The sequence below is a fragment of the Streptomyces sp. NPDC017979 genome, from assembly GCF_044328175.1.
Classification (GTDB): Bacteria; Actinomycetota; Actinomycetes; order Streptomycetales; family Streptomycetaceae; genus Streptomyces.
Genome location: NZ_JBIRGU010000001.1, coordinates 1 through 21,080, shown reverse-complemented (window position 1 = coordinate 21,080; position 21,080 = coordinate 1). Strand labels below are relative to the sequence as shown.

Below are 21,080 nucleotides of genomic sequence, written 5' to 3'. Positions count from 1 at the left end.
CTTTGAATGCCCAGTCCTGTACTTGGTCTTGATAGGTTGCGTCGTGTGCCCTCGCCGCTGTTTCAGCAGCCGCGGTATTTATCCCCGCGTTTTGAAGGCGCGTCGGTCTTGGACTGCTTGAAGATTCCCTCCAGCGTCTCTGAGGGTGAGGAGAAGGTCGCTGCTGGCGGCGCGTGCAAGATGTGGGGTGCGGGACGCGTCAGATTCACAACGCGCTGAAGGGTATCTCCCGCGCGGTCCGCGACGCGGGCCCGGCGTACCAGGCGGGCGACAAGAAGGCCGCTGGCAACTTCTAGTCGGTCTTTGCGTACAATCAAAACAGAACAGCAACAGGGTGGGCATGCGCGGGAGATGCCCACCCTGTTGTGTTTTGATCGTGAATCAGGTCGTTCTACTCTTGCTCGCGCATTCGCTTGACTCGGTCATGCCTTTGCCGTACGCAGCCACGAGGTTCTTCACGTCTTCTTTTGTTCCGTCGTTGTCATAGGCGATGATGTAGGCGAAGAGCTGCCATGTCTTGTATTTGCTTTCAGAGGGATTGGGGCACGCTACTCTAGTGACGCCTCCTTTTTCCGTGTAGCCGAATGTTCCCTCTGGGTTCACGTCCTTCTCGGCGTCAAGCCTCAGTAGGGGCGCCGTGGCATCGAATACGGTGCGCTCCTTCAGCATCCAGTCGTAGTGGGCTGCGAGAACCGGCTCGTCGTCGATGAATACGCGGCAGGTGCTCTGCAGGTATCCGGTTTTCGTCAACTCGGTGCGGAGTTCCTTTCCGGGAGGGAGGACGGCTGTGAGGATTTCGGGTGGGACAGCCGCGCCACAGAGTGTCGTGGGGGCGGTGTACGACTTCTTCCGTGGCTCATCCGAAGAGCAAGCGGATAGTGCGAGGCCGAGGATGGTGATCGCCGCTATGGTGGCCTTCGCGGATGTAAACCGAGATGATGCTCTGGCTGCAGAGTGGGTTGGCGACGTTCGAGGAACTAGGTGCTTCATGGCTGGATCTCCGTGGTCAAGTCGTCGGCCATGTGCTGGGCGCCCGCAGAAGCCTCGGTGAAACCGGACTTGGTTGCTACCAAAATCCACTCCCGGACTTGATCCTGGTAGGTCGCATCGTGGGCCCCTGCTGCTATTTCAGCAGCCGCCTGAACATGAGCGACCGAGTTTTGCTGGCTCACTGCCCACAGATCCGCGGCCTCTTTCCCTGCATTCTGAAGCGCGTCCGTCTCGGACTGCTTGAAGATTCCCTCCAGCACCACGCTGCCGACGGTGCTCGCCACGCCACCCGCGATCGCGCCGCCTACGGGGGTTGCGATGAAGCTGACGCCGACGCCCACGCCCGTGCCGATCGCGCCCGACCAGATGTTCTTCTGCTGGTCGATCGAGTCGGTGAAGGCGGCCACTTCTTGTGCGGCCGCTCCTGTCACGGCCTCCTGGCGACCGATGGCCAGGGTTCCGTTGATGTGGCCGGTCTGGTGGGCGATGGCCTCGATGGTGTCCTTGGGTGGGTGGGGGAAGCGGCGGTCCTCCGGGAGGTTGGGGTTCAGGTGGTAGTCCATGAGATCGGCCGTGTACCTGGCCTGGCCGACCTCCACCGCCGCGTACGCCTCCGGGGACTGGCCGATCGTGACCAGGAACCGGGTGGAGTGCTGCTGGCCGAGTTCGATGGCTGCCCCAGCGATGGGGAGCAGCTGGTTCGTGTTGCCCAGCCCCTCGCCGCGTAGGGACCGGTTGATGTCCGGCAGGTACTCCGACGTGATCTGCCCGATGCTGTCGCCCATGTACATGTGGTCCGTGAACCGTTCCGGCTCATCGGAGATGGACTCGACCAGGCTCTTCATCAGGGCGGCCTGCTGTGGAGTGTGCTGGGGAGTGTCCGGGGTCGGGAGTTCGCCGGCGGGGTGGCCCGTGAGGGCCGACTCCAGGGCCTCGGCCATGTAGTCGCGGCCGGTCTTGGCGTCGTTCTCGCCTTCGCCGGGGCCCTCGGGCCAGTCGCGCTCCTCGAAGAAGTACTGGAAGTTGCTGAGTTCCTGCTTGCCGTCGTCGTCGGTGGTGAACGGTTCGCCGAAGAAGTCCGTCGCGGCCCCGGGGTTGTTGGCGAGCGCCTTCAGGAAGCCCGTCATGGGGTCCGAGCCCGAGTCGGTGCCGGTGCGGTTGAGGAGCGGGTCCGCGGCCATGTGCTGCCATCCCATGGGGACGTGGCTGCCGTTGTCGCTCAGCTTCTTCTCGGTCCTGACGAGCTCGGCGCCGTACTCCCCGAGGAAGCGGTCGTCGTAGTCGCCCCAGCGCATCAGGTTGCTCATCACCTGGGCGCCCATGACGTGGGTATCCCGGTTCAGCGGCTGGCCGGCGAGGTCGACCATCTCGCGCTTCCAAGTCGTCATAGCGAGGGCGTCGCCGTGCGAAGCGGTGGCCAGGGTGATGCCGAGGTGCTTCTGCAGGTCGTCGAGGTCGTCGGCGCGACGGCTGGTGAGTTCCATGTTCCGCTGCGGATCGTTCAACCCGGCCCAGAAGTCCAGGGTCCCCTTGGGGCCGAGAACGGTGGCGAAGCGCTCCGCGAAGAGTTCGTCGGTGCCGTACTTCTTCAGGCCCGCGTTGATGGCGTCGAAGTCCTCGACGGACATGTCCGCGGGCTTCTTCCTCGCCAGCGCCGCGAGCCGGTCGGCTTCCTTGAGCGCGTTCGCTCCCGCGTCCCGGTCGGCGTACCGGGCGCCGGAGAAGCCGTGGTCGGTCTGGTCGACGAGGGCCTTGAGGACCCGGGCTGCGCTCGTGTCGCTCTCGGTGGCCCTGTCGAGGATGGCCTGGATCTCGTCGCGGAGGGTCGTGGCGTCATCGGGAGAGCCGGCGGGGACATCGGTCCCCTTCGCCGCTCGATCGGGATGGACGACCTTGGTGACGGTGAAACCGCCGTCGGCGGTCGAGGCCACCGTGAGGTTCTTGCTGCTGGCGCGCTCCAGCGCGGCCTTGAGCTGACCCTGGAAAGTCTGCAGCTCACCACGTGTGTCCCGCAGGATGTTGCGGATGGAGGTGGCTTGGGCGTTGGCGTCGGAGAACTCCCCCGCCGTCTTGCCGATGAACTGACGTGACACCTTCGCGTTCACACCGGACCAGTTCGCCTTGTTGGCCCGGGTGCGGAGCCCCTTGTCGGCGCTGTCCGCCAACTCTTCCAGGCTCTTGACGACCTTCGACCAGTCGTCCACCGCGTTGTTGAGCGACTCGAAGTTGAATGTGCGTAAGGAATCGAATTCCAAGGGTGGCTCCACTGCCTTCTGTGCGTCCAACCGTCTGTCCGGCGATCGGTCCGTCGAGCAGTGCCAGGCTGCTCGTCGCCGTGCGGGCGCGGACCTGGAAATGGCCTACGTCTTCTTCTTGCCCGCGGGGGCGTACGACTCGTCGAACCCCCGATCCAGCATCGCGATGCTGCTCATGTTGCGCTTGATGTGCTCGTCGTCGTCCTTGTGCGTCTTCTTCGTGAAGTCCATGTGGTTCGAGATGTGCGCACAGGCGTCCATGAGCGTGCCGAGCTGCTTGTCCCAGCGGGCGGCCACGTGCCTGAGCGCCCCGCCCAGCGCGAAGGACTTGGCCACCAGGTCGTCCGCCGCCCGGCCGGTGCTGCGCGCGATCGGCGTCCGCGCCTCCGGCCAGAGGCGGTCGTAGAGCTTGAACGCGTGGTCGCCGACCGCCGCGAGGTCGGTCTGGGACGCCCGGAGAACGCCCTGACCGCCACTCGAACCGCCCCCTTCTCCCGGCGGTAACCCGTTCAGCTGCATCTGCTGGTTGCCGCGGTCCGCGGCCGTCGCCTTCAACTGGTCCCACTCTTCCCACGCCATGCCCGACTTCTCCCTCGGCACCTTCACCCGACAGCTTCGCCAAACGAGCTCGCCAAAAAAGGGGTTGGGGCGGTGCCTGAGCACCGCCCCAACCCGTGCTGCGTACGCTCAGCCCAGATGCTCCGGCATGAGACCGGTCTGCACCAAGGGGTTCCCCCGCTGACGCGACACGAAGATGCCCCGACCCGCCGGCATCGGCCGCATCCGCACCCCGCCGAGGATGTCGCCCTCCGTCGGGTCACCCGACAGCAGCACCCCCTGCGCGCCCAGCTCCATCATCCGCTGCATGAACGGCTCGTACGAGGCGCGACTCGCGCCCGCCGCGCTCCGCGCGATGATGAACCGGACTCCGACGTCGCGCGCGAACGGCAGTTGCTCCGTCAGCCTGCTGAGCGGATTGCCGCTGGAGGTGGACACCAGGTCGTAGTCGTCGACCACCACGTACACCGACGGACCCCGCCACCAGCTGCGGTCCCGCAACTGCTGGGCGGTGACGTCCGCCGACGGCGTCCGCCGCTGCATCAGGTCCGCCAGCGCGTCGACGTGGTGCTCCATGTTGTTGGACATGGGGACGTACTCCGCCAGGTGCGTGGCGGGGGTGGCGTCCAGCAGCGCACGGCGGTTGTCGATGACGAAGAACTTCGCCGAATCCCCGTCGTACCGCTCGGTCAGCTGCTTGATGAGCAGCCGCAGCATGTTCGACTTGCCCGTTTCGCTGTCCCCGAACACCAGGAAGAACGGGTCGCGCTCGAAGTTGACGAAGACCGGCTCCAGGTTGTTCTCGTCGATGGCGAAGGCGACGCCGCGCTGCGGGTTCGCTTGGCCGTTGGGCAGGTTCTCCGCCGGCAGTTCGCGCGGCAGCAGCCGTACGCCCGGCGCGCCGGGCGCCGTCCAGTGGCGGGTGACCTCCTGGGCCATCGCGGACGTCGCCTCCGACAGGTCGGTGTCGGACGTGATGCCGTCGATCCGCGGCACCGCCGCCATGAAGTGCAGCTTCTCCGGGGTCAGACCGCGCCCCGGCACCCCCGTCGGCACGTTCGCCGCGACCTTGCGGTCCAGCTCGGAGTCCATCGTGTCACCGAGCCGCAGCTCCAGCCGGTTCATCAGGAGGTCCTTCAGATTGGCCCGGACCTCCATCGAACGGCCGGCGGCGATGACGAGGTGGATGCCGTAGCCCAGCCCGCGCGCCGCGATGTCCAGCACCGCCGGCTCCAGGCTCTCGTAGTCGGTGCGGAAGTTGCCCCAACCGTCGATCACCAGGAAGACGTCGCCCCACGGCTGGTCCACCACCGAGATGTCGCCGCGCGCCCGCATGGAGCGGAAGGAGGCGATCGAGTCGATGCCGGCGCTGCGGAAGTACTCCTCGCGCCGGCTGAGGATGCCGTACACCTCGGCGACCGTGCGCCGTACCCGCTCCGGGTCGAGCCGGGACGCGATGCCGCCGACGTGCGGCAGCCCCGCGACCGCCGACATGCCGCCGCCACCGAAGTCCAGCCCGTAGAACTGGACCTCGTGCGGGGTGTGGGTGAGGGCGAACGCCGAGATCAGCGTGCGCAGCAGGGTGGACTTGCCGGACTGCGGGGCGCCGATGATCTGCATGTGTCCCGCGGCGCCGGAGAAGTCCCGGTACAGCGTGTCGCGACGCTGCTCGAACGGCTTGTCGACGACGCCCAGCGGGACGACGAGCCGGCCCGCGCCCTCGTACCCGGGCTGGGTGAGCCCGCGCCCCTCGACGTTCGCCAGACCGGGGACGACCTCGTCCAGCGGCGGCGGGTTGTCCAGCGGCGGCAGCCACACCTGGTGCGCCTCCACGCCGCGCCCCTCCAACCGGCGCACGATCACGTCGAGCACCGAGTCGGCGAGCGCGTCGTCCTCCTGCGTCCGGGCGTCCGGTACGGCGGGGCGCGCGGTGGGCTGGACGTAGCGCACCGGCACCGGCGCGGCCGTGAACGCCACCGGCCGACGGTCCACCGGCAGCGGTCCGCCGGCGGTGACGGTCCGGCTGCCGGCCTCGCGGTACACGCCGGAGACGTACGCCGCCTTGAACCGCACCATCTCGTCCGTGCCGAACTTCAGATAGCCGGAGCCGGGGACGTTCGGCAGCGTGTACGCGTCGGGCACGCCGATCGCGGCCCGCGACTCCGCCGCGGAGAAGGTCCGCAGACCGATGCGGTACGAGAGGTACGTCTCCAGGCCGCGCAGCCGCCCTTCCTCCAGGCGCTGCGAGGCCAGCAGCAGGTGCACGCCGAGGGACCGGCCGATCCGGCCGATCTGCACGAACATCTCGATGAAGTCCGGCATCGCGGTCAGCAGCTCGCTGAACTCGTCGATGACCAGGACGAGCGAGGGGATCGGCTGGAGCGGGGCGCCCGCGGCGCGCGCCTTCTCGTAGTCGTGGATGTTGGCGTAGTTGCCGGCGTCGCGCAGCATCTCCTGTCGGCGGTTCAGCTCGCCGCGGATGGAGTCGCCCATCCGGTCCACCAGCGTCAGGTCGTCCGCCAGGTTGGTGATCACGGCGGCGACGTGCGGCATCTGGGACATGCCGGCGAAGGTCGCACCGCCCTTGAAGTCCGCGAGGACGAAGTTCAAGGTCTCCGACGAGTGGGTGACCGCCAGGCCCAGCACGAGGGTGCGCAGCAGCTCCGACTTTCCGGAACCGGTCGCTCCCACGCACAGTCCGTGCGGACCCATGCCCTCCTGCGCCGCCTCCTTCAGGTCTAGCATCACGGGCACGCCGTCCTCGCCGACGCCGATCGGGACGCGCAGCCGCTCCGACTGGGAGCGGGGCCGCCAGGTCCGGCTGACGTCGACGGACGCCGCGTCGCCCAGGTTCAGCAGGTCGGTGAAGTCGAGGTTGGCGAGCAGCGGTTCGTCGTCGTCCCCGCCGGTGCCCATCCGCAGCGGCGCGAGCTGGCGCGCCAGGGCCTCCGCGGCCTCCACGCTCAGCAGGTCCGGCAGCCCGTCGTACACCAGGCCGTGCCCGGACTCCAGCCGCAGCGCCTCGGGCTGCACGACCACCGACAGGCCGCCGCGCTGGCCGGTGACCTCACCCGGGACGACCTCGATGACCGTGACGCCCTGGAGTCCTTCGGGGGACGCCAGCGGCGAGGTCGGCGACACCGACTGGCCGTCCAGGACGACGACCACGTGCGGCTGGTCGAGCAGCGGCTGTCCGCCGCTCTGGAAGCGCGGCCGGCCGTCGAGCCGGCCCAGCAGCAGGTCGTCGAGGTCGCGCGCGTCGGAGGTGATCAGCCGTCGGCTGCCCGCGCCGTCGCCCTCGCCCGGCGCCTGGACGTGCGGCAGCCACTTCGCCCACTCCCAGTGCTCGGCCGAATCCCGCCCGGTGGCGATGACGACGACCAGGTCGTCGGGGGAGTGCAGGGACGCCAGCGAAGCCACCAAGGAGCGCGCCGTGGAGCGTGCGGAGTCCGGGCGCCCGCTGACCGTCACGTGATAGAAGGCCCGCAGGGACACCGCCATCGGCAGCCCGTCGAGGGTGCTGTGCGCGGTCAGGAACTGCCGCATGGCGCTCGCCGTCAGCGGCTCCAACTCGTCGACCGGCGCGGTCTCGGGTGCCACGATCGGGGTCGCGAGCTGCTGTACGCCCAGCCCGATGCGCACCTGGCCGAAGTCGGCGTCGCCGACGCGCCGCTCCCACACCCGGCTGCCCTCGGCGACCAGCGCCCACAGCTGCTCGGGCGACGGGTGGAGGTAGTACTGCGCGTCCCGCTGGAGCCGGGCCGTGCGCTGCACCTGACGCCGGGTCTGGTTGAGGTACTTCAGATAGTCGCGCCGCAGGTCGGCCAGTTCGCCCTGGGTGCCGCGCCGGTACCGGACCAGCATGGCGATCGCCATGGCGACCGTCGACGCGATCATCACCATGCCCATGATCCGCATGATCGGATTCGGGGTCATGAAGAAGAACACGACCGATCCGCCCATGCCCAGCATCGGCAGCAACTGCATGAGCGCGCCCTCCTGCTGCCCGCGGGGCAGTTCCGGAGGGGGTTGCAGTTGCAGGTGCTCGCTCGGCACCTCCGAAGGCAGGGCCCGTGGTGGGCGCTTGACGACGATCTGACTCACAAGCTCACCAATTCCCTCGCCGGGCGGATAAGTTCCTTTCGGCGCCCCCGTGGCGACGGCTTCCACCCGCGGTCAGGGATCCTACTTGCGCCCGCCCCCGCCGGTGGGCGGTAGGGTGACGAGATGCGGGGGCACAGCCGCGAACTGCCGCGAACAGCCGTGGTGAACGGGGTGCGAACGGGGCGGTCGGGCGGGACGATGCGAAGTCGTCACGCCGAACTGACCGTACTGACCGCTAAATGCCCCGGACGAAATGAATTCGGGTCGAGTGTCTGAATTCAGGTCGTTCGGGAGCGGTGCAAAGCCGGACCTTTGGTACGGAGCTGCGGCGCGGGGGTCGTATGCAGGTGAAGTGTGAAGCCTCTGTATGAAGTCGGTGTGCGCACTGACAATGCGCGCGATCACCCCGTACCAACGACCCGTACCCATGTCGACGCCGTACGCGGCGCCGACCCCGCGCGGGCGATCACCCCGTGCGGACGGTCCGGCCGTACGACCGGCCACGTCCGGGCGTGCGGCACGCGCGAGCCGGTGCAGGTGAAGAACACGAGGGGATGCAGCAGGTGAGTATGACGGCCTCAGCGGCGGCGCACGGACCCGGTTCCCCGGGACCCGTGACCCCGTCCAGCAGTGGAACCGGCTTCTGCCGGGTGACGGTCGTCGCGCCGGACGGACGCGTCGACGTCGCCCTGCCCGAGGACATCGCCATCGCGGACCTCTACCCGGAGATCCTGCGACTGTCCGGACAGAGCCCCGAGCCCGGCGCCCCCGTCGGCTACCACCTCGTACGCCGCGACGGCACCGTCCTCGACAGCGCCCGCTCCCTGGGCGTCCAGCGCATCCTCGACGGCGAACTGCTGTCGCTGCGCCCCTTCGCCGAGTCGCTGCCCCCGGCCGTCTTCGACGACGTCTCCGACGCGGTCGCCTCCGCGGTCGCCAAGGACCGCACGCTGTGGAGCGACGGCCTGATGCGCGGCGCGGGCCTCTTCGGCGGCTCCGTGCTGCTGCTCCTGCTCGCCTTCGTGCTGTGGACCTCCGACCCGCGCAACGAGATGCACGGGCTGTCCGGCGTCCTCGCCGGTGTCATGGCCGTGCTCCTGCTCGCGCTCGCCTGCGTGCGCGCCCGGGTCTACGACGACCGCGCGTCCGCCGTCGCCCTCGGCGTCGGCGCCATGGCGAACGCCGCGATCGGCGGCACCGGACTGCTGCCGCCCGCCGACGGCGAAGGCGTCGGCAAGCTCCAGTTCCTGCTGGCCTGCGCCGCGGTGCTGCTCTTCGCCGTGATCCTCACGATCGTCGCCCCCGGCGGCGACGGCCCCTTCGTCGCCTTCGTCTTCGCCGCCACCATCGGCGTGATCGCCACCTTCGTCGCGATCCTCCAGAAGCTGACCCCGGTCGAGACCGCCGCGATGTGCTCCCCGCTCGCCGTCGGCGCCCTCGCCTTCCTGCCGGGCCTGTCCACCCGCTTCGCCCGCCTCCCCATCGGCTTCGACCCGCCGCGCACCACCGTCGGCGACTACGGCACCGACCCCGAGCCCGCCGGCCCGGTCGACGGCGAGCGCATCGCCGCCAAGGCCCGCCGCGGCCACGAGCTCCTCGTCGGCCTCGTCGGCGGCTGCGCCCTGGTCGCCGCCGGCTCCGCCGTGGTCCTCGGCTTCTCCAGCAACGTGTGGGGCCAGCTCCTCGCCCTCGCCACCGGCGTCGCCATGCTGATGCGCGCCCACCTCTTCCGCTACACCGCGCAGGTCGGCTGCGCCCTCGCCGCCGGCCTCGCCTCCCTGGTCGCCCTCGGCCTCGGCCTGGCGATCAACCCGCCGATCGAGCTGATGGCGGACGCGCTCCGCGGCGACACCACCGCACTGGACATCCGTACGGTCTGGCTCGCCGCGGCCGTCGCCGGCGTCGCCGCGGTGATCACCGCCATCGGCCTCATCGTGCCCGGCAAGGGCGTCACCCCCTTCTGGGGCCGCTTCCTGGAGATCGCGGAGACCTTCGTCCTGCTGACCCTGCTGCCCCTGTGCCTCGCGGTCTTCGACGTCTACCACTCGATCCGCGCCCTGACCTCGTAACCCCCTGGCAGCTCACCGTCATCGGCCCCCTGACCAGCGCAAAGGTCAGGGGGCCGAATTGCGGGGCGGGCAGCTCCGAGGGGCTGGTACGCTGTGTGACGGCCGTTTGTGTACGCGTTCCCGGACTCGACCGGACCCCGCACCCCGGGGACCGGCCTCCTGGGAACAGCGCCCATCGGACCTTCGCCTCCGAGTCACGGAAGCCCTCCTGAGAACACGCCAGGGGCACTCGAAGGCGCTTCGAACATCACATGAGGAGTACCGAGTGTCTCTCGACGCCGCCGTCAAGAAGCAGATCATGACCGAGTTCGGCACCAAGGAGGGCGACACCGGTTCCCCCGAGGTCCAGGTCGCGCTGCTCTCCCGCCGCATCTCGGACCTGACCGAGCACCTGAAGACCCACAAGCACGACCACCACTCCCGCCGTGGTCTGCTGATCCTCGTCGGCCAGCGCCGCCGCCTGCTGCAGTACCTGGCCAAGAAGGACATCCAGCGCTTCCGTACGCTGGTCGACCGCCTCGGCATCCGCCGCGGTGCGGCCGGCGGCGCCAAGTAAGACGCCGTGAAGGGGAGCGGTTCCCGCCCTAGGGGACCGCTCCTCTTCGTTATACGGCCCGCACCCGGCACGCACGTCGGAGTGCGGATCGCACACCGCGCGCGGCGACCGATTCGCCGTACGTGCCCGCTGTGCGTGCGCGACCAGCCACCCGGCCTTTAGTCTGGTCGCACAACAACAGACAGAAGACGTGAGAAGGCCGACTCGCCGACGCCGGTCCTCGGTAGTGGCGCCCGGGACTCGAACCCCGGGTGCTTCGATCGAAGACCGGCCCCGTACGAGCGCTTCTCCACCCGTCCCCCCGCCACACGGGCCCGGGGACGAAAAGACGACAACGTAACGAAACGTAACGGAGAACACGCTAGTGGAGAACGAGACCCACTACGCCGAGGCCGTCATTGACAACGGCACCTTCGGCACCCGCACCATCCGCTTCGAGACGGGCCGCCTCGCCCGCCAGGCCGCCGGCTCCGCCGTCGCCTACCTGGACGACGACACCATGGTGCTGTCGGCCACCACGGCCTCCAAGAAGCCCAAGGACCAGCTGGACTTCTTCCCGCTGACCGTCGACGTCGAAGAGCGGATGTACGCCGCCGGCAAGATCCCCGGCTCCTTCTTCCGCCGCGAAGGCCGGCCCTCCGAGGACGCGATCCTCACCTGCCGCCTGATCGACCGCCCGCTGCGCCCCTCCTTCAAGAAGGGCCTGCGCAACGAGATCCAGATCGTCGAGACGGTCATGGCGCTCAACCCCGACCACCTCTACGACGTGGTCGCCATCAACGCCGCCTCCTGCTCCACGCAGCTCGCCGGCCTGCCCTTCTCCGGCCCCATCGGCGGCACCCGCGTCGCCCTGATCAAGGGCCAGTGGGTCGCCTTCCCGACGCACACCGAGCTTGAGGACGCCGTCTTCGACATGGTCGTCGCCGGTCGCGTCCTGGAGGACGGCGACGTCGCGATCATGATGGTCGAGGCCGAGGCCACCGAGCGCACCATCGAGCTGGTCAAGGGCGGTGCCGAGGCCCCGACCGAGGAGATCGTCGCCGCCGGCCTGGAGGCCGCCAAGCCCTTCATCAAGGTCCTGTGCAAGGCCCAGTCGGACCTCGCCGCCAAGGCCGCCAAGCCCGAGGGCGAGTTCCCCGTCTTCCTCGACTACGAGGACGACGTCCTGGACGCCCTGACCGCCGCCGTCAAGGGCGAGCTGGCCCAGGCGCTCACCATCGCGGGCAAGCAGGAGCGCGAAGAGGAGCTGGACCGCATCAAGGCGGTCGCCGCCGAGAAGCTGCTCCCGCAGTTCGAAGGCCGCGAGAAGGAGATCTCCGCCGCCTACCGCTCCCTGACCAAGTCCCTGGTGCGCGAGCGCGTCATCAAGGACAAGGTCCGCATCGACGGCCGCGGCGTCACCGACATCCGCACCCTGGCCGCCGAGGTCGAGGCCATCCCGCGGGTGCACGGCTCCGCCCTGTTCGAGCGCGGCGAGACCCAGATCCTGGGCGTCACCACCCTCAACATGCTCCGCATGGAGCAGCAGCTGGACACCCTCTCCCCGGTGACCCGCAAGCGCTACATGCACAACTACAACTTCCCGCCGTACTCCGTCGGCGAGACGGGCCGCGTCGGCTCCCCCAAGCGCCGCGAGATCGGCCACGGGGCGCTCGCCGAGCGCGCGATCGCGCCGGTGCTCCCGAGCCGCGAGGACTTCCCGTACGCGATCCGTCAGGTCTCCGAGGCCCTCGGCTCCAACGGCTCCACCTCGATGGGCTCCGTCTGCGCCTCCACCATGTCGCTGCTGAACGCCGGTGTGCCGCTGCGGGCCCCCGTCGCCGGCATCGCCATGGGCCTGATCTCCCAGGAGATCGACGGCCAGACGCACTACGTCACCCTCACCGACATCCTCGGTGCGGAGGACGCCTTCGGCGACATGGACTTCAAGGTCGCCGGCACGAAGGAGTTCGTCACCGCCCTCCAGCTCGACACCAAGCTGGACGGCATCCCGGCCTCCGTCCTGGCCGCGGCCCTCAAGCAGGCCCGCGACGCCCGCCTCCACATCCTCGACGTGATGATGGAAGCGATCGACACCCCGGACGAGATGTCCCCCAACGCCCCGCGGATCATCACCGTCAAGATCCCCGTGGACAAGATCGGCGAGGTCATCGGCCCCAAGGGCAAGATGATCAACCAGATCCAGGAGGACACCGGCGCCGAGATCACCATCGAGGACGACGGCACGATCTACATCGGTGCCGCCGACGGCCCGGCCGCCGAGGCCGCCCGCGCCACCATCAACGGCATCGCCAACCCGACGATGCCCGAGGTCGGCGAGCGCTACCTGGGCACGGTCGTCAAGACCACCACCTTCGGCGCCTTCGTCTCGCTGCTCCCCGGCAAGGACGGACTGCTGCACATCTCGCAGATCCGCAAGCTCGCCGGCGGCAAGCGGGTGGAGAACGTCGAGGACGTCCTCGGCGTCGGCGCCAAGGTCCAGGTCGAGATCGCCGAGATCGACTCCCGCGGCAAGCTCTCCCTCATCCCCGTGATCGAGGGCGAGGACGGCGACGACGCGGCGGACAAGAAGGACGACGCTGCCAAGTGACGTCGCGCGGCTTCAAGGCGACGGCCCGCACCTCCGAGGAGGTGCGGGCCGTCGCCCGTACCCAAACGCTCCTCAAGGGCGAGAACGGCATCGGCACCGTCCGCCGCACCACCCTCCCCGGCGGTCTGCGGATCGTCACCGAAACCCTGCCGTCGGTGCGCTCCGCCACCTTCGGCATCTGGGCGCACGTCGGCTCCCGGGACGAGACGCCGTCACTCAACGGCGCCACGCACTACCTGGAGCACCTCCTCTTCAAGGGCACCCAACGGCGGTCCGCCCTCGACATCTCCTCGGCGATCGACGCGGTCGGCGGCGAGATGAACGCCTTCACGGCGAAGGAGTACACCTGCTACTACGCCCGGGTGCTCGACACCGACCTGCCGCTCGCCATCGACGTGGTCTGCGACATGCTCACCGGCTCGCTGATCCTCCAGGAGGACGTGGACGCCGAACGCGGCGTGATCCTCGAAGAGATCGCGATGACGGAGGACGACCCCGGCGACTGCGTGCACGACCTCTTCGCGCAGACCATGTTCGGTGACACCCCGCTCGGCCGCCCCGTCCTCGGCACGGTCGACACCGTCAACGCGCTCACCGCGGAGCGGGTCCGCCGCTTCTACCGCAAGCACTACGACCCCACCCACCTGGTGGTCGCCGCCGCGGGCAACGTCGACCACGCCGCCGTGGTGCGCCAGGTCCGCCGCGCCTTCGAGAAGGCCGGCGCCCTGACCCGTACGGACGCGGCCCCGCTCGCCCCGCGCGACGGCCGGCGCAGCCTGCGCACGGCCGGCCGGGTGGACCTGCAGAGCCGCAGGACGGAGCAGGCGCACGTGGTCCTCGGCATGCCGGGCCTCGCCCGCACCGACGACCGCCGCTGGGCCCTCGGCGTACTGAACACGGCACTCGGCGGCGGCATGTCCTCCCGGCTCTTCCAGGAGGTCCGGGAGAAGCGCGGCCTCGCCTACAGCGTGTACTCGTACACCTCGGGCTTCGCCGACTGCGGCCTCTTCGGCGTCTACGCCGGCTGCCGCCCGAGCCAGGTCCACGACGTCCTCAAGATCTGCCGGGACGAACTGGACCGGGTGGCCGGCGAGGGGCTGACCGACGACGAGATCGGCCGCGCCATCGGCCAGCTCTCCGGCTCCACGGTGCTGGGCCTGGAGGACACCGGCGCGCTGATGAACCGTATCGGCAAGAGCGAGCTGTGCTGGGGCGCCCAGATGTCCGTCGACGAGATGCTGGCCCGGATAGCCGCCGTCACCCCCGACGACGTACGGGCCGTGGCCGCGGACGTCCTGGGGCACCGCCCGTCGCTGGCGGTCATCGGCCCGCTCAAGGACCGCCAGGCCGACCGCCTCCACGAGACGGTCTCCTAGACACCTCGACCCCGTCCCCGTAGGCACCGGAGGAAAGAGAAAGATGAGCAAGCTGCGCGTGGCGGTCATCGGCGCCAAGGGCCGGATCGGCTCGGAGGCCGTACGGGCCGTGGAGTCCGCCGAGGACCTGGACCTGGTCGCCGCCCTCGGGCGCGGCGACCGGCTGGAGACCCTGGTGGAGTCCGGCGCCCAGGTCGCGGTCGAGCTGACCAACCCCGCGGCCGTCCAGGACAACCTGGACTTCTGCGTGAGCCACGGCATCCACGCCGTCGTCGGCACCACCGGCTGGACCGAGGACCGCCTCGCACGGCTGCGCACCGCGCTCGACGGCTCCCCCGGCACCGGTGTGCTCATCGCGCCGAACTTCTCCATCGGCGCCGTCCTCACCATGAAGTTCGCCCAGCAGGCGGCGCGCTGGTTCGACTCCGTCGAGGTCGTCGAACTGCACCACCCGCACAAGGCGGACGCCCCCAGCGGCACCGCCACCCGCACCGCCCAGCTGATCGCCGCCGCGCGGGCGGAGGCCGGACTCGGCCCGCAGCCGGACGCCACCGAGACCGCCCTCGACGGAGCCCGCGGCGCCGACGTCGACGGCGTCCCGGTGCACGCCGTACGCCTGCGGGGGCTCCTCGCCCACCAGGAAGTACTGCTCGGCGGCGAGGGGGAGACCCTCACCATCCGGCACGACTCGCTGCACCACAGCAGCTTCATGCCCGGCATCCTGCTCGGCGTCCGTCGAGTCGTCTCCACGCCCGGTCTCACGGTCGGCCTGGAGAACTTCCTCGACCTCGACTGACCGTCCGATCCCCGTCCCGGCCCCCGACGAGACCGACATGCGCGCGAAAATCACGTACTTCATCACGGCAGCCGCCCTGGCCGTCTACTTCGTCCTGGTCGGCAGCCGCGGCGTCCTGCTCATCCAGCAGGGCACCCTGCTCACGGTCGCCTTCGGCGTCGCCGTGCTGATGCTGCCCGTCATCGGGGTGTGGTTCCTCTGGAAGAACACCCGGTTCGTCACCCGGGCCAACCGCCTGGCCGCCGAACTCGACGCCGAAGGCGGCCTGCCGGTCGACGACCTCGCCCGCACCCCCAGCGGACGGATCGACCGGGACGCGGCGGACGAGGTGTTCGCCCGGCGCCGCGCCGAGACCGAGGACTCGCCGAACGACTGGCGCTGCTGGTTCCGGCTCGCGGTGGCGTACCACGACGCCCGGGACACCCCGCGGGCGCGCAAGGCGATGCAACGCGCGATCGCCCTGCACGAGGCAGCCCGTACGAGCAGTTAGGTCCCCGGACACGAGGAAGGGACGGACCCCAGGGGTCCGTCCCTTCCTCGTCTCGGGTCCGTTCAGGGGGTTTCCGTCCGGTACTCCGCTCCCCACGCCTCGACCGTGTCCGCCGCGCGCTCGAACGCCTCCACCCGGGACAGGAAGTCCGCGTTGTGGTCCGTCAGCAGCGCCAGAGGCTCGCCCTGCCCCTTCCGGCCCAGCAGCAGCGCCTGCCCCTGGACCGTACGCGGCAGTCCCAGCCAGCGCACCGGCTGCTGGACCGTGCGCACCCCGGTCACCTGGCTCCACGGCAGCGTCGTGGTGGCGAAGAAGCCCACCCTGCGCAGCCCGTGCCGGCTCACCCACACCCCGGCCCTCAGCAGTCTCAGGGCCAGCGCGATCACCACCAGCCCCAGGGCCAGGCAGAGCCCGGCGCCGGACATCGCACCGGCGAACGCGATGATCATGGCGGCGAGCATCACGAAGCTCGCCAGCAACAGGAGCACCGCCGCCGCGCCCACCCGCCAGGGCCCCGGCCGGTACGGCCGACGCCACTGGTCGTGGTCGTCGAAGGGCAATGCGATGTCGTCGGAATCCTCCGCGTTGGCGTCGAACGCGCGGTCGGCCGTCAAGAAGGGCAGGGGCACGACTGTTCCTCACTCACCAGCACACTCGGATGGGGGCTGTGACGGGTGAGGCTACCGAGGCGTCCAGCGCCCTACCACCCCAGGGGGGCCGTACGGGTCAGCGCCGCTCCGCGGCCTCGTTCTGCTGGGAGTGCGCCGGGCTCTCGGGCGACTCCAGCGCCGGCAGGCCGAAGAGCAGCGAGCCGACCAGCCCGGCCACGATCAGCAGCCCGGTCACCGTACGACCGGTGAGCTGCGAGGCGGTGGCGCGTTCACGCGGCGGGGGCGTGACGTTGCTGCGGAAGCTCTCGGACTCGGCGACGAACGAGAACGGGACGGCTTCCCGCCGGCGGAACATCAGACCACTCTCCTTGGTGTGTGCGGTGCGGTGCGGTGCGCGTGCAGTGACGGTGTGCCGGCGTCGGGTCGATGACGCCGCGGGGGCCGTTGTGACGCCCTCACCCCTACAGACGCACGAAACGGCGATTCGGTGCCCGATTTCGACGAATCAACCGAAGAAGGGCGCGGGGAGGGGTGGACTAAGGTGGTTGCCGCCCCCGCCCAGCCCCAGGTGAAAGGACCTTCACTGGTGACCGACACCCCCACCGACCCCGCTGCCCCGACCTTCCGGGGCGACGTCACCGTGGAGTTGGTGAAGCACAGCGCCGCCGACTCCGACGTGCTGTGGGCCGCCCGCGTCTCCACGGCCGGCGAGCAGTCCCTCGACGAGCTCAGCAAGGACCCCGAGCGGTCCAAGGGGCTCATCAACTACCTGATGCGCGACCGACACGGCAGCCCCTTCGAGCACAACTCGATGACCTTCTTCATCAGCGCCCCGATCTTCGTCTTCCGCGAGTTCATGCGGCACCGCGTGGGTTGGTCGTACAACGAGGAGTCGGGCCGCTACCGGGAGCTCCAGCCCGTCTTCTACGTGCCCGCCCAGGACCGCAAGCTGGTCCAGGAGGGCCGCCCCGGCAAGTACGTCTTCATCGACGGCAGCCCGGAGCAGCACAAGGTCGTCAGCGACGCCATGGTGGACTCCTACCGGCGCTCGTACGAGACGTACCAGGAGATGCTGGACGCCGGCATCGCCCGCGAGGTCGCCCGTTCGGTCCTGCCGGTCGGACTCTTCTCGTCGATGTACGCGACCTGCAACGCCCGCTCCCTGATGCACTTCCTCGGGCTGCGCACCCAGCACGAGAACGCGAAGGTGCCGTCCTTCCCGCAGCGCGAGATCGAGATGGTCGGCGAGCGGATGGAAGAGCACTGGGCCCGGCTGATGCCGCTGACCCATGCCGCGTTCAACAAGAACGGCCGGATCGCACCCTGACGCCCGGCGGCGAGAACGGCGCCCACACGCCGAGAGACGCCCGAAGGAGTCCCTCAGTCGAGGCACTCAGCGGTACAGATGTACGGATTACCCGGGTGAAGTGTCCGCATTGCAGTGTTTCGTGAACTTCATCTAGGCTGATCAAACGGACCCGGCACTGCTTGAACCCCCGAGCAGGCAGTGCCGGGCTCCGTGTAGCACGGCGTACGTCACGTCCCCTCAAGGGCCACACCGCACTGAGCAGCGAGTAGCGTGTAACCCATGGCTCCGATCCCCACTCCGCAGACCCCCTTCGGGCGGGTCCTCACCGCCATGATCACGCCGTTCACCCCGGACGGCGGCCTTGACGTCGACGGCGCCCAGCGTCTGGCGGCCCACCTGGTGGACGCCGGCAACGACGGCCTGATCATCAACGGCACCACGGGCGAGTCGCCCACCACCAGCGACGCGGAGAAAGACCAGCTCGTCCGGGCGGTACTGGAGGCCGTCGGGGACCGGGCGCGGATCGTCGCAGGCATCGGCACCAACGACACCCGACACAGCGTCGAGCTCGCTCGCGCAGCCGAACGCGCCGGCGCGCACGGCCTGCTGGCCGTCACGCCGTACTACAACAAGCCCCCTCAGGAGGGCCTGTTCCAGCACTTCTCGGCCATCGCCGACGCCACGGAACTCCCGGTGATGCTCTACGACATCCCCGGTCGCAGCGGCGTCCCGATCGACACCGAGACCATCGTCCGGCTCGCGGAACACCCGCGGATCGTCGCCAACAAGGACGCCAAGGGCGACCTCGGCCGTGCCAGCTGGGCCATCGCCCGCTCCGGCCTGGCCTGGTACTCCGGCGACGACATGCTGAACCTGCCGCTGCTGTCCGTGGGTGCCGTCGGCTTCGTCTCCGTCGTCGGTCACGTGGTCACCCCGGAGCTGCGCGCCCTGATCGACGCCCACACCAGCGGCGACGTCCAGAAGGCCACCGAGATCCACCAGCGGCTGCTGCCGGTCTTCACCGGCATGTTCCGCACCCAGGGCGTCATCACCACCAAGGCCGCGCTCGCCCTCCAGGGCTTGCCCGCCGGCCCGCTGCGACTGCCCCTCGTCGAGCTGAGCCCTCAGGAGACGGCCCAGCTCAAGGCCGACCTCGCGGCCGGCGGCGTCCAGCTCTGACCCCAGACATGGCACGACCTGACAACTGAATAAGCGAACGAAACCAGATCCAGCCGGCCGACCTCCGTCGCGCCGGCCACGGACTTCAGCACATGCACGAATGTCATGTACGCCACGTGCCCGAGCGGCAGGTGGCGTACATGGTGAGGAGAGTCTTTTGAGTCATCCGCATCCCGAACTCGGCCTGCCGCCGAAGCTCCCGAAGGGGGGACTGCGCGTCACCCCCCTCGGTGGCCTCGGTGAAATCGGCCGGAACATGACGGTCTTCGAGTACGACGGCCGACTGCTCATCGTCGACTGCGGCGTCCTCTTCCCCGAAGAGGAGCAGCCCGGCATCGACCTGATCCTTCCGGACTTCACCACCATCCGGGACCGCCTCGACGACGTCGAGGGCATCGTGCTCACGCACGGCCACGAGGACCACATCGGCGGCGTCCCCTACCTGCTCCGGCTCAAGCCGGACATCCCCCTGATCGGCTCCAAGCTCACCCTCGCCCTGATCGAGGCGAAGCTCCAGGAGCACCGCATCCGTCCGTACACCCTCGAAGTCGTCGAGGGGCAGCGCGAACGCATCGGCCCCTTCGACTGCGAGTTCATCGCGGTCAACCACTCCATCCCGGACGCGTTGGCCGTCGCCATCCGCACCCCCGCGGGCATGGTGGTGCACACGGGCGACTTCAAGATGGACCAGCTCCCGCTGGACCGCAGGCTCACCGACCTGCACGCCTTCGCCCGACTCAGCGAGGAGGGCATCGACCTCCTGCTGTCGGACTCCACGAACGCGGAGGTCCCGGGCTTCGTCCCGCCCGAGCGCGACATCTCCAACGTGCTGCGCCAGGTCTTCGCCAGCGCACAGAAGCGCATCATCGTCGCGAGCTTCGCCAGCCACGTGCACCGGATCCAGCAGATCCTGGACGCGGCCCACGAGTACGGCAGGCGTGTCGCGTTCGTCGGGCGCTCGATGGTCCGGAACATGGGCATCGCCCGTGACCTGGGCTACCTCCGGGTCCCGGCCGGACTCGTCGTCGACGTCAAGACCCTCGACGACCTGCCGGACGACGAGGTCGTCCTCGTCTGTACGGGCTCACAGGGCGAGCCGATGGCCGCGCTCTCCCGGATGGCCAACCGAGACCACCAGATCCGGATCGTCCAGGGCGACACGGTGATCCTGGCGTCCTCGCTCATCCCGGGCAATGAGAACGCGGTGTACCGCGTGATCAACGGCCTGACCCGATGGGGCGCGAACGTGGTCCACAAGGGCAACGCCAAGGTCCACGTCTCCGGCCACGCCTCCGCCGGCGAGCTGCTGTACTTCTACAACATCTGCCGGCCGAAGAACCTGATGCCGGTGCACGGCGAATGGCGCCATCTGCGGGCCAACGCCGAGCTGGGCGCCCTCACCGGCGTCCCGAAGGACCACATCGTCATCGCCGAGGACGGCGTGGTCGTCGACCTGGTCGACGGCAAGGCCAGGATCGTCGGCAAGGTCCAGGCGGGTTACGTGTACGTGGACGGCCTCTCGGTCGGCGACGTCACCGAGTCCTCCCTCAAGGACCGCCGCATCCTGGGCGACGAGGGCTTCATCTCCGTCTTCGTCGTGGTGGACTCCACCACCGGCAAGGTCGTCGGCGGCCCGCACGTGCAGGCCCGCGGCTCCGGCATCGACGACTCGATCTTCGGCGACGTCATCCCGAAGATCGAGGAGGCGATCGGCCGGTCCGCCTCCGACGGCGTCGCCGAGCCGCACCAACTCCAGCAGTTGGTGCGTCGGACGGTGGGCAAGTGGGTGTCCGACACCTACCGCCGCCGCCCGATGATCCTCCCGGTCGTCATCGAGGTCTGACCTCCTGACGTCGTACTTCATGGAGCGGGGCGCCTGGATTTGCATCCGGGCGCCCCGCTCCAGTACGTTTACGGCTCCGCCTCGCAGGGAACCCGACGCACTCGTGCGTCTGGGCAAACACCCCGAACGAGGGCCGGAATTCCGACTCAGAATCTTCTGATAAAGTCGGATCAAGCCGAAAGGCAAAAGGCCACTCCAATCGGCCGCCTGATTGAAAGCCAAGTCCGGAAACGGGCCGGGAAAAAGATCTGGTAAGGTTGGAAACGCAAGACCGAAGGGAAAAGCCCGGAGGGTCCTGAGAGGGACTCGAAGGAAGCGTCCGTTCCTTGAGAACTCAACAGCGTGCCAAAAGTC

At 69.2% G+C, this 21,080-nt stretch carries 15 protein-coding genes; 9 read left to right on the top strand and 6 right to left on the bottom strand.

Annotated features, from left to right (window positions below; genetic code table 11):
• Positions 1-381: 381 nt before the first annotated feature.
• The 4 genes from ACH4E8_RS00075 to eccCa form a co-directional block, all read right to left on the bottom strand.
• Positions 382-990 carry a hypothetical protein gene (locus ACH4E8_RS00075; protein WP_398442759.1) on the bottom strand — a complete coding sequence of 203 codons (609 nt, stop codon included), beginning with the start codon at positions 988-990 and terminating at the stop codon, positions 382-384.
• A complete protein-coding gene (locus ACH4E8_RS00070) occupies positions 987-3,245 on the bottom strand; it encodes a DUF6571 family protein (RefSeq protein WP_398442757.1) in 2,259 nt (752 codons plus the stop codon). The genes ACH4E8_RS00075 and ACH4E8_RS00070 overlap by 4 nt, the downstream gene beginning before the upstream one ends.
• A gap of 105 nt (positions 3,246-3,350) precedes the next feature.
• Positions 3,351-3,824 (bottom strand): hypothetical protein, encoded by a 474-nt coding sequence (locus ACH4E8_RS00065; RefSeq protein WP_398442755.1) that lies wholly within the window; start codon positions 3,822-3,824, stop codon positions 3,351-3,353.
• Positions 3,825-3,932: 108 nt separating this feature from the next.
• The gene (eccCa, locus tag ACH4E8_RS00060) at positions 3,933-7,907 is read right to left on the bottom strand and encodes a type VII secretion protein EccCa (RefSeq protein ID WP_398442753.1); all 3,975 of its coding nucleotides are present in this window, start codon (positions 7,905-7,907) and stop codon (positions 3,933-3,935) included.
• 569 nt (positions 7,908-8,476) lie between these two features.
• On the opposite strand from eccCa, the gene eccD reads away from it, so the two are divergent.
• The 6 genes from eccD to ACH4E8_RS00030 all read left to right on the top strand — a co-directional run bounded on the left by eccD (position 8,477) and on the right by ACH4E8_RS00030 (position 15,784).
• A complete protein-coding gene (eccD, locus tag ACH4E8_RS00055; RefSeq protein WP_398442752.1) occupies positions 8,477-9,976 on the top strand; it encodes a type VII secretion integral membrane protein EccD in 1,500 nt (499 codons plus the stop codon).
• Positions 9,977-10,241: 265 nt separating this feature from the next.
• Entirely contained in the window at positions 10,242-10,532 is a 291-nt protein-coding gene (gene rpsO, locus ACH4E8_RS00050; RefSeq protein WP_398442750.1) for a 30S ribosomal protein S15, read from the top strand.
• A gap of 364 nt (positions 10,533-10,896) precedes the next feature.
• Positions 10,897-13,122, top strand: a complete 2,226-nt coding sequence (locus tag ACH4E8_RS00045; protein WP_398442748.1) for a polyribonucleotide nucleotidyltransferase — start codon at positions 10,897-10,899, stop codon at positions 13,120-13,122.
• The gene (locus ACH4E8_RS00040) at positions 13,119-14,498 is read left to right on the top strand and encodes a M16 family metallopeptidase (protein ID WP_398442746.1); all 1,380 of its coding nucleotides are present in this window, start codon (positions 13,119-13,121) and stop codon (positions 14,496-14,498) included. Before ACH4E8_RS00045 ends, ACH4E8_RS00040 begins: the two co-directional genes overlap by 4 nt.
• Positions 14,499-14,541: 43 nt before the next feature.
• A complete protein-coding gene (gene dapB / locus ACH4E8_RS00035; RefSeq protein WP_398442744.1) occupies positions 14,542-15,294 on the top strand; it encodes a 4-hydroxy-tetrahydrodipicolinate reductase in 753 nt (250 codons plus the stop codon).
• 37 nt (positions 15,295-15,331) lie between these two features.
• On the top strand, positions 15,332-15,784 hold the full coding sequence (locus ACH4E8_RS00030; protein WP_398442742.1) for a hypothetical protein: 453 nt from the start codon (positions 15,332-15,334) through the stop codon (positions 15,782-15,784).
• Positions 15,785-15,846: 62 nt separating this feature from the next.
• Here ACH4E8_RS00030 and ACH4E8_RS00025 read toward each other — a convergent pair whose 3' ends face one another.
• On the bottom strand, positions 15,847-16,413 hold the full coding sequence (locus tag ACH4E8_RS00025) for a PH domain-containing protein (RefSeq protein ID WP_398442741.1): 567 nt from the start codon (positions 16,411-16,413) through the stop codon (positions 15,847-15,849).
• Between the two features lie 97 nt (positions 16,414-16,510).
• A complete protein-coding gene (locus tag ACH4E8_RS00020; RefSeq protein ID WP_398442739.1) occupies positions 16,511-16,750 on the bottom strand; it encodes a hypothetical protein in 240 nt (79 codons plus the stop codon).
• A gap of 231 nt (positions 16,751-16,981) precedes the next feature.
• Between ACH4E8_RS00020 and thyX the strand changes: the two genes are divergently transcribed.
• The 3 genes from thyX (at position 16,982) to ACH4E8_RS00005 (ending at position 20,726) form a co-directional block, all read left to right on the top strand.
• Positions 16,982-17,722, top strand: a complete 741-nt coding sequence (gene thyX / locus ACH4E8_RS00015; protein WP_398442737.1) for an FAD-dependent thymidylate synthase — start codon at positions 16,982-16,984, stop codon at positions 17,720-17,722.
• Positions 17,723-17,983: 261 nt separating this feature from the next.
• Positions 17,984-18,883, top strand: a complete 900-nt coding sequence (gene dapA, locus ACH4E8_RS00010) for a 4-hydroxy-tetrahydrodipicolinate synthase (protein WP_398442735.1) — start codon at positions 17,984-17,986, stop codon at positions 18,881-18,883.
• A gap of 157 nt (positions 18,884-19,040) precedes the next feature.
• The gene (locus tag ACH4E8_RS00005; protein ID WP_398442733.1) at positions 19,041-20,726 is read left to right on the top strand and encodes a ribonuclease J; all 1,686 of its coding nucleotides are present in this window, start codon (positions 19,041-19,043) and stop codon (positions 20,724-20,726) included.
• Positions 20,727-21,080 lie beyond the last annotated feature (354 nt).

What these genes read in the sequence shown, in the direction of transcription:
- ACH4E8_RS00075 (WP_398442759.1), bottom strand. Translation starts at nt 990, where the DNA reads ATGAAGCACCTAGTTCCTCGAACGTCGCCAACCCACTCTGCAGCCAGA.
- ACH4E8_RS00065 (WP_398442755.1), bottom strand. Translation starts at nt 3,824, where the DNA reads ATGGCGTGGGAAGAGTGGGACCAGTTGAAGGCGACGGCCGCGGACCGC.
- eccD (WP_398442752.1), top strand. Translation starts at nt 8,477, where the DNA reads ATGACGGCCTCAGCGGCGGCGCACGGACCCGGTTCCCCGGGACCCGTG.
- dapB (WP_398442744.1), top strand. Translation starts at nt 14,542, where the DNA reads ATGAGCAAGCTGCGCGTGGCGGTCATCGGCGCCAAGGGCCGGATCGGC.
- ACH4E8_RS00030 (WP_398442742.1), top strand. Translation starts at nt 15,332, where the DNA reads ATGCGCGCGAAAATCACGTACTTCATCACGGCAGCCGCCCTGGCCGTC.
- ACH4E8_RS00020 (WP_398442739.1), bottom strand. Translation starts at nt 16,750, where the DNA reads ATGTTCCGCCGGCGGGAAGCCGTCCCGTTCTCGTTCGTCGCCGAGTCC.
- dapA (WP_398442735.1), top strand. Translation starts at nt 17,984, where the DNA reads ATGGCTCCGATCCCCACTCCGCAGACCCCCTTCGGGCGGGTCCTCACC.